Here is a 15,094-nt window from a genome sequence, read left to right as displayed (position 1 = left end):
GAAAACCCTCGGTAAAAAAAGCACATCCGGTTGAACCTTCGGTTCGTACTCATCCAGAGCCGACGTTTTCGTCGGACGAGTCGTGCCCGCACATCCACCATTTACACCGAGGTGACGCCGATGAGATTCTCCCTACCCCCCGCAAGGGCCTGTGTCTTCGTGCTCAGTGCCGTGACCGCCGTGGGTGCCATCGCATCCAGCCACCGAGAGGCGCCGTCGATCGCGGGCATGCCCAAGCTCGATGCCACCGACTTCTACATGTTCCGCAGCTACGAAGCCGGTCGCCAGGACTTCGTGACGCTGATCGCCAACTACCAGCCCGACCAGAGCCCGTACGGCGGCCCGAACTACTTCACCATGGACCCGAACGGCCTGTACGAGATCCACCTCGACACCGACGGCAACGCGGTCGAGGACATCACCTTCCAGTTCAGGTTCAAGAACACGCTGCGCGACATCCAATTGCCGATCGCGGGCAAGCAGGTGTCGATCCCGCTGGTGCAGGCCGGCGGCATCAGCGGGCCGAACCAGGCCACCAGCAACCTGCGCGAGATCTACACGCTGAACATCGTGCGCGGCGACCGCCGCAAGGGCAAGGTCGAGGCCGTGACCAAGGCCGGCGGCGGCACCGAGTTCGACAAGCCCACCGACAACATCGGCGACAAGACCTTCGGCGGCCCGACCGGCTACGCCAGCTATGCCAACCAGCACCTCTACACGGTCAACATCCCGGGCTGCGCCACGCAGGGCCGCGTGTTCGTCGGCCAGCGCAAGGACCCGTTCAGCGTGGCCCTGGGCCAGGTGTTCGACCTGATCAACCTCAATCCGGTGGGCTCGAGCTCGGCCAACCCCGACGCGCTGGCCGGCAAGAACGTGACGACGATGGCGCTCGAGGTGCCGATCTCGTGCATCACCACGGCCGGCCAGCCGATCGTGGGCGGCTGGACCACGGCCAGCGTGCGACAGGGCCGCCTGATCGCCAGCCCGCCCAAGAGCGGCCACGGCACCACCGCGATCAACGGCGGTGCCTGGGCGCAGGTTTCGCGACTGGGCATGCCGCTGGTCAACGAGGTGGTGATCGGCCTGAAGGACAAGGACCGCTTCAACAGCTCCAAGCCGCAGGACGACGCGCAGTTCGCCGACTACGTGACCAACCCGACCCTGCCGGCGCTGGTGCAGACGCTGTTCCAGGCGCCCGCGCCCACGAACTTCCCGCGCACCGACCTGGTCGCGGCCTTCCTCACGGGCGTCGAGGGCCTGAACAAGCCGGCCAACGTCAAGGCCTCGGAGATGCTGCGGCTGAACACCTCGATCGTGCCCACGATCAAGGCGAACCAGAGCAACCTCGGCGTGCTCGGCAACGACCTCGCGGGCTTCCCGAACGGACGCCGGCCGGGCGACGACGTGGTCGATGCCGAACTGCGCGTGGCGATGGGCGTGCTGTGCGTGGCCACCGGTGCCAACGACACCTTCAAGGTCGGCTGCAAGCCGGCCGACGCGCCCGCGGGTAGTGCCCCCCTGACCGACGGCGCCGCGCAGAGCCCCACGGAGTTCCCCGATGCCTTCCCGTACCTGAACACGCCGCTGCCGGGCTCGACCTCGGCCTCGGCCGCGCGCTGAGGAGGATGCCGGCATGAACCGCAACATCCCTCGCATCGCCGGCCTGCTGCTGGTGGCTGCCTTCCTCGCCGGCTGCGGCGGGGGCGGCGGCGGTGGCGCCGTGTTCTATCCGTTCCCGCCGGTGAGCGGCAACAACCCGCCCGAGAACCCGCCGCCGCAGGCCGACGCGTACGACAGCTTCATCGCTTACGTGCAGTCGCTGGTCGCCTCGGTGCTCGACACGGCGGAGCCGGCCAACGTGGCCGCCTTCGACCCGGCGCCGACGTCGGAGACCAAGGACCCCGTCGCCACGCAATGAGGCTGGCGCAGCGGTCCGCGGCGGCGCTGCTCCTGTCGCTGGCCGCGGCCGGCGCCGCGCGCGCGGCGCCCCGGGTGCCGGCCAGCGATGACGAGGTGGTCGAGAAGCTGCCCGCGATCGCCGGCTGGCTCGATGCGCAGCGCAAGCTGCGCCGCGAACTCGCGCAGCGGCCCGGCGACGAGGCCACCGCGATCGAGGCCGCGACCACCTACCTCGACCTCGCGCGCTCGCAGGGCGATGCGCGCTACGCCGGCCAGGCCGCGGCCGCGCTGCAGGCCTGGGACACCACGCCCATCGCCCAGACACCGCCCGCGGTGCTGGTGATGCGCGCCACCGTGGCCCAGTTCCTGCACGATTTCGACGGCGCCGAATCCCTGTTGAAGGCCGCGCTGGCACGCCGGCCCGCCGATCCCCAGGGCTGGATCACGCTGGCGACCGTGCTGCGCGTGCGCGGACGCTACAACGAGTCCGATGCCGCCTGCCGCGCGCTCGGCCGCGTCGGGCCGGCGCTCTATGGCGTGGCCTGCCTGGCCGAGAACGCGGGCCTGCGCGGCAACCATGCTGCCGCGCGCGACGCATTGCGAGGCCTGCTGGCCGACCCCGCGCTGGCGGGTGCGCCGCGGGCCGGAACGCGGCAGTGGCTGTGGACCTCGATCGCCGAGATCGAGGAGCTCGCGGGCCGGCCCGCCGAGGCGGATGCCGCGTACCGCAAGGCGCTCGCGGCCGAGCGTTCCGGCTATCTGCTGCTGGCGTACAGCGACTTCCTGCAGCGCGCGGGTCGCGTTGGCGAGATCCCGTCGCTGCTCGCGAAGGAGGCGCGCAGCGATGCGGTGCTGCTGCGGCTGGCCATCGCGCGCATGCATCCAAACGCGCGACCCGCGCCGCGCGCGGTGGTCCCCGAGGCCGAGGAACTGCGCGAGCGCTTCGAGGCCGCGGCACTGCGTCCCGGCACCACCGCGCAGCATGCGCGCGAGGAAGCGATGTTCGCGCTCGACGTGCAGGGCGATGCGAAGCGCGCCGTCGAGCTGGCCCGCCTCAATCTGCGCCTGCAGCGCGAGCCCATCGACCTGCTGGTGTTCGCGCGTGCGGCCTCGGCCGCCGGCGATGCGGCAGCGCGCGAGGAGGCGAGGGCGCTGATGCGCGAGATCGGACTGAAGGACGCACGTGTCGATGCCATTCCCTGAACGACGCCGCATCGGGCTGGCCACCGCCTGGCTGTTCGTGCTGGCACTGTTCCTAGCGCTCGCGCCGGGCGCCGCGCGCGCTCACAAGGCCAGCGACGCCTACCTGCAGATCCAGCGCGATGCCGAGGGGCTCGACCTGCGCTGGGACATCGCGCTGCGCGATCTCGACGCGACGCTCGAGCTCGACCGCGATGGCGACCGCCAGCTGCGCTGGGGCGAGGTGCGTTCGCGCCTCGACGACATTCGCACTTATGCGCTCGCGCGGCTTCAGCTGCAGCAGGGCCGCTGCGCACTGGCCGAGACGCGGCCGCCCGCGGTCGAGGACCGCGTCGACGGTGCCTACCTCGTGCTGCAACTGCATGCGCGATGCGATACGGGGCCCACGCTCGAGATCGACTACCGGCTGTTTCGCGAGATCGATCCGACGCATCGCGGTTTGCTGCGGCTCGCTTCGGACGGCGGTGCCTCGCCCGCGGTGCACTCGCTCGATCCCGCGGCCGGCAGCGTGGCGCTGCCATGGCCGGGCGCAGCAGCCGGGCCTTCATCGTCCGCAGCGAACGCCGAGAGCGAAAGCCCCGGCTTCTTCCGCGATGGCATCCATCACATCCTGATCGGCTACGACCACATCCTGTTCCTGCTGTGCCTGCTGCTGCCCGCGGTGCTGCACCGGCGCGGCGACGGTGGCTGGACGCCCGTGAGGCATTGGCGCGACGCCATCTGGCCGATGCTCGGCATCGTCACCATGTTCACCATCGCGCACTCGATCACGCTGGCACTGGCCGGGCTGAAGATCGTGAGCCTCTCGCCGCGCATCGTCGAACCGGGCATCGCGATCACGATCATCCTCGCGGCCGTGGACAACCTGCGCCCGCTGCTGCGCGGCAGGCGCAAGCTCTTCAGCTTCCTGTTCGGCCTGATCCATGGCTTCGGCTTCGCCGGTGCGCTCGGCGAACTCGACCTGCCGCTGCGCGGCTTCGTGCTCGCGCTGCTGCAGTTCAACCTCGGCGTCGAAGCGGGCCAACTCATGGTGGTGGCCGTGGCACTGGTCGTGCTGCTGTCGCTGCGCGGCTGGCGCGGCTATGCGCCGGTGGTGCTGCGCGGTGGCTCGGCCGTGGCCGTGGGGGTGGCGGCCATCTGGTTCTGCGAGCGCGTGTTCGACGTGAAGATCCTGCCGTTCGCTTGAGCGGGAGGCGGCGGCGCTGCCGCACGGCGTAAAAGAAAAAAGCCCCGATCGATGTCGGGGCTCCGGAGCGCTTCGAACAGTCCGCGCAGTTCGCGCGGGCGGGTGCGCGATCGGTTACTTGGGCAGCAGAACCTTGTCGACGACATGGATCACGCCGTTCGACTGGTACACGTCGGCGATCGTCACGGTCGCGGTGCCACCCTTCTCATCGGTGATCGTGACCTTGCCGCCGCTGGACTTGGCCGTGAGGCTGCCGCCGGCTGCCGTCTTGAGATTGGCCGAGCCCTTGCCGTCCGCGATCAGCTTGGTCAGCGCGGCCGCATCGATCTTTCCGGGCACGACGTGGTAGGTCAGGATGCCTGCCAGCGTCGTCTTGTTCTCGGGCTTCAGCAGCGTATCGACGGTGCCGGCGGGCAGGGCGGCGAAGGCTGCGTTCGTCGGCGCGAACACGGTGAACGGGCCCGGTCCCTTCAGCGTCTCGACCAGGCCCGCTGCCTTGACCGCGGCCACGAGCGTGGTGTGGTCCTTCGAATTCACTGCGTTGTCGATGATGTCCTTGGTGGCATACATCGGTGCACCGCCGACGGTGACCTGCGCGAGCGCGGCGAACGAGCCCAAGCTCAGCGAGATGGCCAAGGCGACCGTGGCCATGCGATTGATTCTGTTCTTCATGCGTGTACTCCTGGTGAGGATGCCGGCGCGAATTGCGCATCGACTGCTGCAACTACGGGCCGGGCAACGATGCAGATTCAATCGCGACGCAGAGCGCGAGGATTCTTTCGTTCAGAAGGTCCAGCGCGCGCTGACCCGCGCGCTGCGCGGTTCCATCGGATGGATGTGGCGCCCGTCGATGCCATCGCCGCAGGCGCCGCGTGCTACCTCGCCCGCGCTGCACGAGGCGTAGAAGTATTCGATGTCGTTGCCCTTGCGGCCCGCGAGGTTGAACACGTCCAGGCCCAGTGTGAGCTGCTTGTTGACCGCATAGCGCGCGCCGAAGTTCAGCAGCGTGGTGGCGCGCGAGCGCACCGTGTTCAGCGTGTCCAGCGCGCGCGGGCCCATGTAGCGCAGGCGAAGCGAGGCCGTCAGCGGACCCTCGGTGTAGATGACGCCGGCCGCGAACACGCGCTCCACCGCGTTGTCGATGTAGTTGCCTTCGCCCTCGGGCGCCAGGCCCCGGAAGCGCGCGCGCGAGATCGCCGCATCGGCCTCGAAGCGCCAGCGCGAACCGAGCTTCCAGCGCAGCGTGGCCTCGATGCCGCGGCGGCTGCTGGCGCGGCCGGGCTCGGTGGTGCCGGCGTCGCCGACATAGACCAGCTCGGAGTCGAGCCGCAGCTGCCACAGCGCCGTGGTGAGGCTGAAGTCCTCGCTGGGCTGGAAGCGCCAGCCGATCTCGGCACCGCGCCCCTTCACGAGCGCGGGCACGCGGTCTGCGGGCAGGCCGCTCGTCGGATCGACGTTGATCGTCGCGCCGCGCACGTCGTTGCTGTGGAAGCCCGTGCCCACGTTGAGGTAGAGCTCATGGGTGGGTGTCACGGTGAAGGCCAGGCCGGCCTTCGGGCTCACGAGCGAATCATGGCCGCGTCCGCTGTTGATCGGGCCATAGAGCGGCTCGCGCCCCTGCACGTCGTAGCGCAGCAGGTCGCCGCGCAGGCCCACGTAGCCGCGCCAGCGCTCGCTGAAGTTCACGAGCTGCTGGGCATGCATGGAGAACAGGTCCTGCTGCACCTTGTCGTTGCGCACCGTCGAAATCCGCTCGCGCGCCGCTGTGTTGTACAGGCCCACCTCGCCGATGCGGTCACCGCGCCAACTGCCTCCGAAGCTCAGGACGCCATCCAGCCCCCCGATCGAGTTAGGCCTGCTGTGCGTGCCTTGCAATCCGAAGACCCGACGACGATCGGTCTGCTCGAACTGGTCGCCCTGCTCGGGGTTGTTGAGAAAGTAGGTGAAGTCCGAGAACAGGTCGAAGCGGTAGTCGATGACATAGCCACTCAGTTGCGTCTGCCCCTCGGGGCTGTTGTCGAACCACTTGCCCGACAGGCTGAGGCGCCGCGTCTTGCCGCCGTCGGTGGTGTTGAGGGAACCGAAGCGAGAGAGCTCGCCGCTGTCGACCAGCCGCTCGGGGATCTGGTCGGTGGAGTTCCAGCGGCTCTGGTAGGCCATGGCGGTGATGCTGAGGCCGCGCACCGGCGAGCCCTGCGAATAGCGCAGCACGGCATTGGCCTTGCGCAGGCGCTCGGGTGTGTCCCAGGGCCCGTTGTTGCCCTCGAGCTCGATCGCACCGAGCCAGGTCTGGTCCTGCACGGTGCGCGAGCCGGCCGCGAGCAGGCGGCGGAAGTTGTTGGCGCCCAGCGTGACTTCGGAAAAGGGCGCATCGAGCGCGCTCACGTAGTCGAGCGAGGCCGTGCCCGCGAGCGCGAAGTCGCCGCCATCGGCGAAGTAGGGCCCCTTGCGGTAGCGCACGCCCGAGACCAGGTCGGGGATCAGGAAGTTGAGGTCCGCGAAGCCCTGGCCGTGGCCGTGCGAGGGCATGTTGACGGGCATGCCGTCGACGGTGATCGCGAAGTCGGTGCCATGGTCGAGGTTGAAGCCGCGCAGGAAGTACTGGTTGGCCTTGCCGTCGCCCGAGTGCTGGGTGGCGACCACGCCGGGCACGGCCTCGACGATGTCGCCGGGGCGCAGCTTGGGGCGGGCCTGGAACGAGGCTTTCTCCACCGCGCCTTCGCTCGCGCTGTCGGCCGTGCCGATGGCCGCATCGCGCGGGCCGCTGACCTCGATCGGAGGCAGGTGGACGGGTTGGGCACAGGCCGCGGCGCTGCCGAGCAGGGCGCCGAACATCCAGGGTTGGCGCGCGAGGCGGATCGAAGCTTTCATGGGTCTCCCGCGTCTTCGATGTCCGCGCGGAGCGGGAATGCTCGTTGCCATGACGCGCCACTGATACGCGCGCAAGCGCGCTTCGGATTCGGAGCGACCTCAGGGCTTCCGGGGCTGCAGCAAGCCCGAGTAGCACTCGGGATTCTTCTCGTTGCCTTGCGTGCAGTCGGAGTGCCGGTACAAGGCCTCGATCTCGATCACCGGCACCGGCTTGCCCAGGAACATCCGTTGCCCGGCCACGCGGCCGTCGAAGCTCACCAGCGTGTATAGGGCCACGAGGTTGCGGTCGTAGTCCCCCGCACCGCAGGCGATGAACTGCTGTTCGTCGCGGGGCCACTGCAGCACGTTCTGTGCATCGAAGGTGGCGTGCAGCAGGGTGAAGCACTGGCGAGCGCCTTCCTGTGCTTCGATGGCGTTGATGCCGCCGCTCCAGTGGATGCGTTTGCCTTGGGCTTGGGGTGTCAGGGCTTGGGCAGGGGAGAGGGTGATGGGTTGGGGTTTCGTTGTGCCCACAGTTTGATCGGCTTGACGATCGGAAGGCGTGCTGCAGGCGCTCACGAGGGCCGCGGCACAGAGCAGGGCAGCGGCGTGTCGGTTTCGGTGGAGGGGCATCGCTTCATCGTAGCGTGGCCACATGCTTCAACCCGGGAGGTGAGATGGCGCTGGATCATGCGGCGCAACCCGAGGTACCGGCTTTCGGTACCTGTCGAGCAAGCTGGCGTTCGTTGCTGGTGTCATTCATAGACTGGACGCTCTTCATTGCCAGGGGCGCAGAGTGATTCCTTCGATATCGGCCAATGCGTGCCCCTCGGTGCGTAGAGCGCGCAGACCGTGGCCGTTCATCGTTGCGCTCCTCATCTTTACGATTGCAGCGGCGTGTACCGCTCTGGATTCGTACGCTCAAGGACCAGGGGGCGCCGCAGGCCGGCCGCGACTGATCGATCTCCATTTCGATCGCCCAGGCACAGTGACCAACCCGGAAACCGTCGATGCTTTCCTCGAAAGAATGCGCCAAGCCATCGACGCGGGCGCCGACATCGAAGCCGAGGACGAGTATGGAAACACGCCGCTGCTGAACGTTGTCAGTTGGGCTGGATGGTCAGGGAGCGACTGGGGTGCCAATCGGATCGTGGCACTTCTGCTCGAGCGCGGTGCGGACCCGAGGCGGGCCCACAGGCTTTTATACGGAATGACCCCGCTTCATATCACTGCGTTCTCGCTCTGGCCGAATATCGAGCTGATCGAGATGCTGTGCGCAGCGGGCGCCGATTCGAAAACGCCCGTGGCGAGCGATGGCTTCGGGACGCCCTATGAAATGAGCTTTCGCATGGATCATCCCCTGCAGCCAGGGCCTCGCGCCTCGGTCCAGTCGGCATTGGAACGTTGCGGAAAGCGGTAGCTTTTCGAGGCGGCCGTCAGGGCGCTGCGCTCGGAGAGGGAGTTCCTGCAAGAAGAAAGCAGGCTTGAGATTGGCCTGCCCGGAGGGGATCGAACCCCCGACAACCTGCTTAGAAGGCAGGTGCTCTATCCAACTGAGCTACGGGCAGATTCCAGGCGGAACAGAAAGCAAAGAAGGAAAGCAAGAAAGAAGATTCTTGGTCGGGGCGAAAGGATTCGAACCTTCGACCCTCTGGTCCCAAACCAGATGCGCTACCAGGCTGCGCTACACCCCGACAAGCCTTCTATTCTAGCCCGAATATGAGGCGGTCTCAGCGCTTCTCGTACTGGGTCTTGCCGAAAAGCATTTCGCGCGCCTTGTCGTCGGTGATGGGCTTGCGCAGGTCGGCCAGCACCTTCACGCCGCGCTGCACGGCGGGACGTTCGGCGATGCCGTCGAACCAGTCCTTCAGGCGCGGGTAGTCCTCGAGGGTGATGCCCTGGTTCTGCCAGCTGCGCAGCCACGGGAAGATGGCGATGTCGGCGATGCTGTAGTCCGGGCCGGCGATGAAGCGGTGCGTCGACAGCTGCTTGTCGATCACGCCGTAGAGGCGCTTGGCCTCGTTGGTGTAGCGGTCGATGGCATAGGCGATCTTCTCGGGCGCGTAGAGACGGAAGTGATGCGCCTGGCCGAGCATGGGGCCGACGCCGCCCATCTGGAACATCAGCCACTGCAGCACGTCGTAGCGCGCGCGGTCGCCCTGGGGCAGGAATTGGCCGGTCTTGCCGGCCAGGTAGACGAGGATGGCGCCCGATTCGAACAGCGAGATGGGCGCGCCGTCCGGACCGTCGGGGTCGGTGATGGCGGGGATCTTGTTGTTGGGACTGATCCGCAGGAAGTCGGGCGCGAACTGGTCGCCCTTGCCGATGTCGATGGGGTGCGCGCGGTAGGGCAGGCCGCACTCCTCGAGCATGATGTGGATCTTGTGGCCGTTGGGCGTGGGCCAGGAATAGACCTCGATGGTCTTCGGTTCGGGCATGTTGTCGAGTCTCCGGTCTGGATGGGGGCGGCGAAGAGGGGCTCCTCGACGCGGCAGCCAGCATATACAGGCGGCCGCGCGGGCGTGCGCCGCACGGCCAATGACCGGCGCGCGCCTCAGCCCACCTGCCGCTCGTGCGCGTTGCACCACATCCAGTCCTCGCCGGGCTCGAGCGACTGGATCACCGCATGGCCCTCGGCCTGCGAATGGCGCGTGGCATGCCGGTTCTTCGACGAATCGCAGCAGCCGACATGGCCGCAGTGCACGCACAGGCGCAGATGGACCCAGCTGTCGCCGGTCTGGAGGCATTCCTCGCAGCCGCGCAGGGTGTGGGGCGCGGCGATCTCCGCGGGGACGTGTTCGCAGGGCTTGATGCGCATGCGCGGGTTCTCCTGGATGAATGGGTGAGGGATTTGAACTCAGGCCACGGCCGAGTTCGAGGCGAGGTGCTGGTGGATCAGCGCGACCACCGCCGCGCCTTCGCCGATTGCACCGCCCACGCGCTTGACCGAGCCCGAGCGCACGTCGCCGACCGCGAAGACGCCGGGCACGCTGGTCTCGAGCGCGGTGGCCGGGCGCGCGGGAAAGCCGGCGCTGGCGTCGGGCCCGGTCTGCACGAAGCCGTGCTTGTCGACCGCGACGCCGCAGCCCGCGAGCCAGTCGGTCTCGGGCTCGGCGCCGACGAACAGGAAGATGTTGCGCGCCGGGCAGTCGTGCTCGGCGCCGGTGCTGTGGCAGCGCCAGGTGGCGCCGGTGAGACCCTCGTCGGGGTCGCCGTGCAGCCGCACGAGTTCGGTGTGCGGCTGCAGCGAGATGTTGGGCGTGGCCTCGATGCGGTCGATCAGGTAGCGCGACATGCTGGCCGCGAGCGAGGGGCCGCGCACCAGCACGTTGACCTTGGCCGCGTGGTGCGAGAGGAACACGGCCGCCTGGCCGGCCGAGTTGCCGCCGCCGACCAGCGCGACCTCCTGCTGCGCGCAGAGCTTGGCCTCGATGGCCGAGGCCCAGTACCAGATGCCGCGGCCCTCGAATTCGTGCAGCCGCGGCACGCCGGGGCGGCGGTAGCGCGCGCCGCTGGCGACGACCACTGTGCGCGCCGAAATGCGGCGGCCGTCGGCCAGCGCGATCGCGAGGCTGCCGTCGGGGTTGGTGCGCGCGCAGTCGAGCGAGGCCACCTTGGCCGGAATCAGCATCTCGACGCCGAACTTCTGCGCCTGCACGAACGCCCGGCCGGCCAGCGCCTGGCCCGAGATGCCGGTGGGAAAACCCAGGTAGTTCTCGATGCGCGCGCTGGCGCCGGCCTGGCCGCCGAAGGCGCGGCAATCGAGCACGATCACGCGCAGCCCCTCGGAGGCGGCGTAGACGGCGGTCGCGAGGCCGGCCGGGCCGGCGCCGACCACGGCCACGTCGTAGAGCTCGTCGTGCGCGGCGGCATCGACCATGCCCAGGCACAGCGCCAGCGCGTCCTCGGCCGGGTTCACCAGCACCGAGCCGTTGGGGCACACGGCCAGCAGCTGGTGGCCGCCGTACTGCGCCAGCAGCGCGGCGGCGTCGGGGTCCTGGTCGGCGTCGACCAGGTGATAGGGATGGCCGTTGCGGCGCAGGAAGTTCTCGAGCCGCGCCATGTCGGGCGACTGCGGCTGGCCGATCAGTACCGGGCCGGCGGCGCCCGATTCGATCAGCGCCACCCGCCGCAGGATCAGCGCGCGGGTGATGCGCTCGCCGAGGTCGGCCTCGGCCACCAGCAGGGCGCGCAGTTGCGCGGGCGGCAGCACCAGCGCCTCGACGTCCTCCTCGGCATGGCCGTCGACCAGGGCGGGGCGGCCGCTGAGCTGGCCGACCTCGGCCAGGAATTCGCCCGGCCCTTGCCGCACGATCGGCACCACGTGGCCCAGGCCATCGCGCTGGGTGACCGAGACCACGCCCTTGAGCAGCACGAACATGCCGGCACCGACCTCGCCGGCGGTGAACAGCCGGCTGCCGCGCGCGAAGTGCTGCACGCTGCCGAAACGCGCGATGCGCGCGATCTCGCTGTCGTTGAGCACCGGAAAGGTCTGCAACTGGCGGTTACCGCCGGCGGGGGCGGTGCTGGAAATATCTGCGGTGGCCATCGGTCCAGAGTCTCCGGTGGGGATTGCCGAGCGTCGGCGGTCGGGGCATTAGACGCCAAAGAAGCGCTTCCAACGGCCCGTCACATCGTCATGCAATTGCCACGGCCATGACACGCGCTTTTCACCACGGGTGCCGAGACTCGCCCAGCAGAAAGGGTTTCCACATGAAAGAACTGCCCAACCCGACATTTCCGCTGTCGCAGCTCGGGCTCCGCGCAGCCCTCTGGCCCACGCCCGGTGTCGTCGGTACCGCCGCCACCGCCGCGACGCCCAAGGCCCCCGCTGCCGTCAGCCCCGCGGTCGTCGTCCCGGCCCCCGTCATCGAGGCCAAGCAGGGCATCACCGTGGGTTGGGCCCGTCACCAGGACGACGTGCGCGCCGCCCAGCGCCTGCGCTATGAAGTGTTCGTCGGCGAGATGGGCGCCCGCATCTCCACCTCGCTGCCCGGCCACGACGTGGACCTGTTCGACGATTTCTGCGAGCACCTGCTGGTGCGCGACGAACTGACGCAGCAGGTGATCGGCACCTACCGCGTGCTGACGCCGGCCCAGGCGCGCCGCGTGGGCAGCACCTACAGCGACACCGAATTCGACCTGACCCGCCTGCGCGACCTGCGCGAGCGCATGGTCGAGCTGGGCCGCAGCTGCGTGCACCCCGAGCACCGCCAGGGCGGCGTGATCCTGGCGCTGTGGGGCGCGCTGGCCGGCTTCATGCATCGCAACAAGCTCGACACCATGATCGGCTGCGCCAGCATCCCGATGTCGCACAACGGCGTGACCTGCGGCGATGCGGCGGCCAGCATCTGGCGCCAGCTCTCGGCCAGCCACATGGCACCGATCCAGTACCAGGTGCAGCCGCGGCTCGCGCTGCCGGTCGAGCGCCTCGACGGCAGCCTCGACGTGGAACCGCCTGCGCTGATCAAGGGCTACCTGCGCCTGGGCGCCAAGGTGCTCGGCGCGCCGGCCTGGGATCCGGACTTCAACACCGCCGACCTGCCGATGCTGATGCGCATCGACGACCTGCCGGCGCGCTACCGCAAGCATTTCCTGGGCGCATGAAACCAGCGGTCGTCCGACCCGCGAACGGGTCGTCCGTCCTGCCGCCGGACGGGGAGGCGCAGTCGAAAGTAGGCATGTCGACGGCGTCACGGGAAAGTCATGCAAATGTCACAAACCCGCATGACACTGTCACATTTTCTTTATCGAGCACGGCCGTGGTGCCGCTTGTTCCAGAATCCGTGTCCATGCCTTCCGATCCGGCCGATTCGCTGCCTTCCGTGGCCGAGACGCCGAAATTCACCTTGCTTGACCGCGACCACAGCATCCTGTCGTTCAACGAACGGGTGCTCGACTGGGCGCACCGCCCCGAGGTGCCGCTGATCGAGCGGTTGCGCTACCTGTGCATCGTCTCGTCGAACCTCGACGAGTTCTTCGAGGTCCGCGCCGCGCCGCACCTGATCGCGGGCAGTGCCGACGACCACAAGGGCACCTACACGGTCGAGTCCTTCCGTCGGCTGGCCGAGGCGGTCCACACGCTGGTGGCGCGCCAGTACGCGCTCTACAACGACGAGCTGATGCCGACCTTCGGCACGCACGGCATCCACATCATTTCGCACGGCGAGCGCAACCCCGCGCAGCGCAAGTGGGTGGCCGAGTATTTCGAGCGCGAGGTACGCCCGCTGCTGCTGCCCGTGGGGCTCGACCCCTCGCATCCGTTCCCGCAGGTCGCGAACAAGTCGCTCAATTTCATCGTGCGCCTCGGCGGCAAGGACGCCTTCGGGCGCGAGAACCCGATCCAGATCGTGAAGGTGCCGCGCGTGCTGCCGCGGCTGATCAAGATGCCGGCCAAGGTGTCGGACGGCAAGACGCTGTTCGTCGCCTTGTCGAGCGTGGTGCGCGCGCACCTGTCCTCGATGTTCACGGGGCGCGAGGTCGGCGACTTCTCGCAGTTCCGCGTCACGCGCCATTCCGACCTCGCGGTGGACGAGGAGGACGTGAAGAACCTGCGCACCGCGCTGCGCCAGGGCCTGCAGCACCGGCACTTCGGCCAGGCGGTGCGCCTGGAGGTGTCGGCCAGCTGCGCCGAGTCGCTCGCGAGCTTCCTGCTCGAGCAGTTCAACCTGCCGCCCGAGGCGCTGTACCGCGTGCACGGCCCGGTCAACCTCGCGCGCTTCACGCAGCTGGCCGACCTGCTCGACGAGCCGAAGCTGCGCTTCAAGCCCTACCAGGCCTCCTACCCGATCACGCTGTCGCCCGCGCAGTCCTTCTTCGAGCGGCTGCAGCGCGGCGACGTGCTGATCCACCAGCCCTTCGAGAGCTTCGAGGGCGTGCTGGCCTTCCTGCGCGAGGCGGTGCACGACCCGCAGGTGCTGGCGATCAAGCAGACCATCTACCGCACCGGCGCCGACTCCGAGCTGATGGAGCTGCTGCGCGAGGCGGTGCGCCGCGGCAAGGAAGTCACCGTGGTGGTGGAGCTCAAGGCGCGCTTCGACGAAGAGGCCAACATCAACTGGGCCGAGATGCTCGAGTCGATCGGCGCCCAGGTGGTGTACGGCGTGGTGGGCCTGAAGACCCACGCCAAGATGCTGCTGGTGACGCGCCGCGAGGGCAAGCAGATGCGCCGCTACGGCCACCTGTCGACCGGCAACTACAACCCGCGCACCGCGCGCCTGTACACCGACATCAGCCACCTCACGGCCGATCCGCTGCTGACCGCCGACATGGAAGCGGTGTTCGTGCACCTCGCGAGCCAGAGCAAGCTGCCCAAGCTCAACCGCGTGTGGCTCGCGCCCTTCGACCTGCACAGCAACATCCGCGCGCAGATCGCCACGCTGGCCGCGGCGGCGGAGCGCGGCGAGCCCACGCGCATCGTCGCCAAGATGAATGCGCTGACCGACGAGGAACTGGTCGCGGCGCTGGTGAACGCGGGGCAGAAGGGCGTGAAGATCGACCTGATCGTGCGCGGTGCCTGCACGCTGCCGGCCCAGGTGCCGGGGCTGACCGACAACATCCGCGTGCGCTCGGTGATCGGCCGCTTCCTCGAGCATTCGCGGGTGTTCTATTTCCGCCATGGCGAGGACGAGTCGCTCTACCTCTCGAGCGCCGACTGGATGAACCGCAACATGATGCGGCGCATCGAGCTCGCCTGGCCCGTGACCGACCCCGTGCTGCGCCAGCGCCTCATCGACGAGTGCCTGGTCGCCTACCTGCACGACGGCCGCGATGCCTGGGACCTCGGCGCCGATGGCGTCTACACCCGCATCGACCACGACACGCACCCGGGCGAAGCCGGTGCGTCGCGTGCGATCGAGGCGCACGGCGCGCAGGCCGCCCTGATGAACCGCTACGCAGCGCGAGGGCCCCGTGACGTCGCATCCGGCGAATGAAGCCGAAGTTCGAAAGACGATGACC

At 68.7% G+C, this 15,094-nt stretch carries 13 protein-coding genes and 2 tRNA genes; 7 read left to right on the top strand and 8 right to left on the bottom strand.

What is annotated here, in order from left to right; translation table 11 throughout:
* Positions 1–120 precede the first annotated feature (120 nt).
* From ACEN9J_RS07930 to ACEN9J_RS07915, 4 genes are read left to right on the top strand one after another with little or no spacing between them, the layout of a single operon-like run.
* Positions 121–1,620 carry a DUF4331 domain-containing protein gene (locus ACEN9J_RS07930; RefSeq protein WP_413763758.1) on the top strand — a complete coding sequence of 500 codons (1,500 nt, stop codon included), beginning with the start codon at positions 121–123 and terminating at the stop codon, positions 1,618–1,620.
* Between the two features lie 13 nt (positions 1,621–1,633).
* The gene (locus tag ACEN9J_RS07925) at positions 1,634–1,918 is read left to right on the top strand and encodes a hypothetical protein (RefSeq protein WP_057598174.1); all 285 of its coding nucleotides are present in this window, start codon (positions 1,634–1,636) and stop codon (positions 1,916–1,918) included.
* On the top strand, positions 1,915–3,102 hold the full coding sequence (locus tag ACEN9J_RS07920; RefSeq protein ID WP_413763757.1) for a tetratricopeptide repeat protein: 1,188 nt from the start codon (positions 1,915–1,917) through the stop codon (positions 3,100–3,102). The genes ACEN9J_RS07925 and ACEN9J_RS07920 overlap by 4 nt, the downstream gene beginning before the upstream one ends.
* Positions 3,089–4,285 (top strand): HupE/UreJ family protein, encoded by a 1,197-nt coding sequence (locus ACEN9J_RS07915; RefSeq protein WP_413763756.1) that lies wholly within the window; start codon positions 3,089–3,091, stop codon positions 4,283–4,285. Before ACEN9J_RS07920 ends, ACEN9J_RS07915 begins: the two co-directional genes overlap by 14 nt.
* Positions 4,286–4,399: 114 nt before the next feature.
* Here ACEN9J_RS07915 and ACEN9J_RS07910 read toward each other — a convergent pair whose 3' ends face one another.
* From ACEN9J_RS07910 to ACEN9J_RS07900, 3 genes are all read right to left on the bottom strand, one after another.
* A complete protein-coding gene (locus tag ACEN9J_RS07910; protein WP_413763755.1) occupies positions 4,400–4,957 on the bottom strand; it encodes a fasciclin domain-containing protein in 558 nt (185 codons plus the stop codon).
* Positions 4,958–5,068: 111 nt separating this feature from the next.
* Positions 5,069–7,156: a TonB-dependent receptor gene (locus ACEN9J_RS07905; RefSeq protein WP_413763754.1), complete on the bottom strand. Its 2,088-nt coding sequence runs from the start codon at positions 7,154–7,156 to the stop codon at positions 5,069–5,071.
* Positions 7,157–7,255: 99 nt separating this feature from the next.
* On the bottom strand, positions 7,256–7,768 hold the full coding sequence (locus ACEN9J_RS07900; RefSeq protein ID WP_413763753.1) for a hypothetical protein: 513 nt from the start codon (positions 7,766–7,768) through the stop codon (positions 7,256–7,258).
* Positions 7,769–8,123: 355 nt separating this feature from the next.
* On the opposite strand from ACEN9J_RS07900, the gene ACEN9J_RS07895 reads away from it, so the two are divergent.
* The gene (locus ACEN9J_RS07895) at positions 8,124–8,555 is read left to right on the top strand and encodes an ankyrin repeat domain-containing protein (RefSeq protein WP_413763752.1); all 432 of its coding nucleotides are present in this window, start codon (positions 8,124–8,126) and stop codon (positions 8,553–8,555) included.
* A gap of 71 nt (positions 8,556–8,626) precedes the next feature.
* Here ACEN9J_RS07895 and ACEN9J_RS07890 read toward each other — a convergent pair.
* The 5 genes from ACEN9J_RS07890 to ACEN9J_RS07870 form a co-directional block, all read right to left on the bottom strand.
* Positions 8,627–8,703: transfer RNA gene (locus ACEN9J_RS07890), tRNA-Arg, on the bottom strand.
* Positions 8,704–8,752: 49 nt separating this feature from the next.
* A tRNA-Pro gene (locus tag ACEN9J_RS07885) sits at positions 8,753–8,829 on the bottom strand.
* Positions 8,830–8,865: 36 nt separating this feature from the next.
* Positions 8,866–9,573, bottom strand: a complete 708-nt coding sequence (locus ACEN9J_RS07880; protein WP_057594237.1) for a glutathione binding-like protein — start codon at positions 9,571–9,573, stop codon at positions 8,866–8,868.
* A gap of 116 nt (positions 9,574–9,689) precedes the next feature.
* Positions 9,690–9,953 carry a UBP-type zinc finger domain-containing protein gene (locus ACEN9J_RS07875; RefSeq protein WP_057594236.1) on the bottom strand — a complete coding sequence of 88 codons (264 nt, stop codon included), beginning with the start codon at positions 9,951–9,953 and terminating at the stop codon, positions 9,690–9,692.
* A 39-nt stretch (positions 9,954–9,992) separates the two neighbouring features.
* Positions 9,993–11,684, bottom strand: a complete 1,692-nt coding sequence (locus ACEN9J_RS07870) for an FAD-dependent oxidoreductase (protein ID WP_057594235.1) — start codon at positions 11,682–11,684, stop codon at positions 9,993–9,995.
* A gap of 164 nt (positions 11,685–11,848) precedes the next feature.
* Between ACEN9J_RS07870 and ACEN9J_RS07865 the strand changes: the two genes are divergently transcribed.
* Both ACEN9J_RS07865 and ppk1 read left to right on the top strand, forming a co-directional pair.
* On the top strand, positions 11,849–12,742 hold the full coding sequence (locus ACEN9J_RS07865) for a GNAT family N-acetyltransferase (protein WP_413763751.1): 894 nt from the start codon (positions 11,849–11,851) through the stop codon (positions 12,740–12,742).
* Positions 12,739–15,069, top strand: a complete 2,331-nt coding sequence (gene ppk1 / locus ACEN9J_RS07860; protein WP_413763750.1) for a polyphosphate kinase 1 — start codon at positions 12,739–12,741, stop codon at positions 15,067–15,069. Before ACEN9J_RS07865 ends, ppk1 begins: the two co-directional genes overlap by 4 nt.
* Positions 15,070–15,094: the final 25 nt, after the last annotated feature.

This window comes from Variovorax sp. Varisp41, from assembly GCF_047325085.1.
Lineage (GTDB): Bacteria > Pseudomonadota > Gammaproteobacteria > Burkholderiales > Burkholderiaceae_C > Variovorax.
The sequence above is the reverse complement of the archived record's forward strand: the minus strand, read 5'-3'. Positions and strand labels throughout refer to the sequence as shown.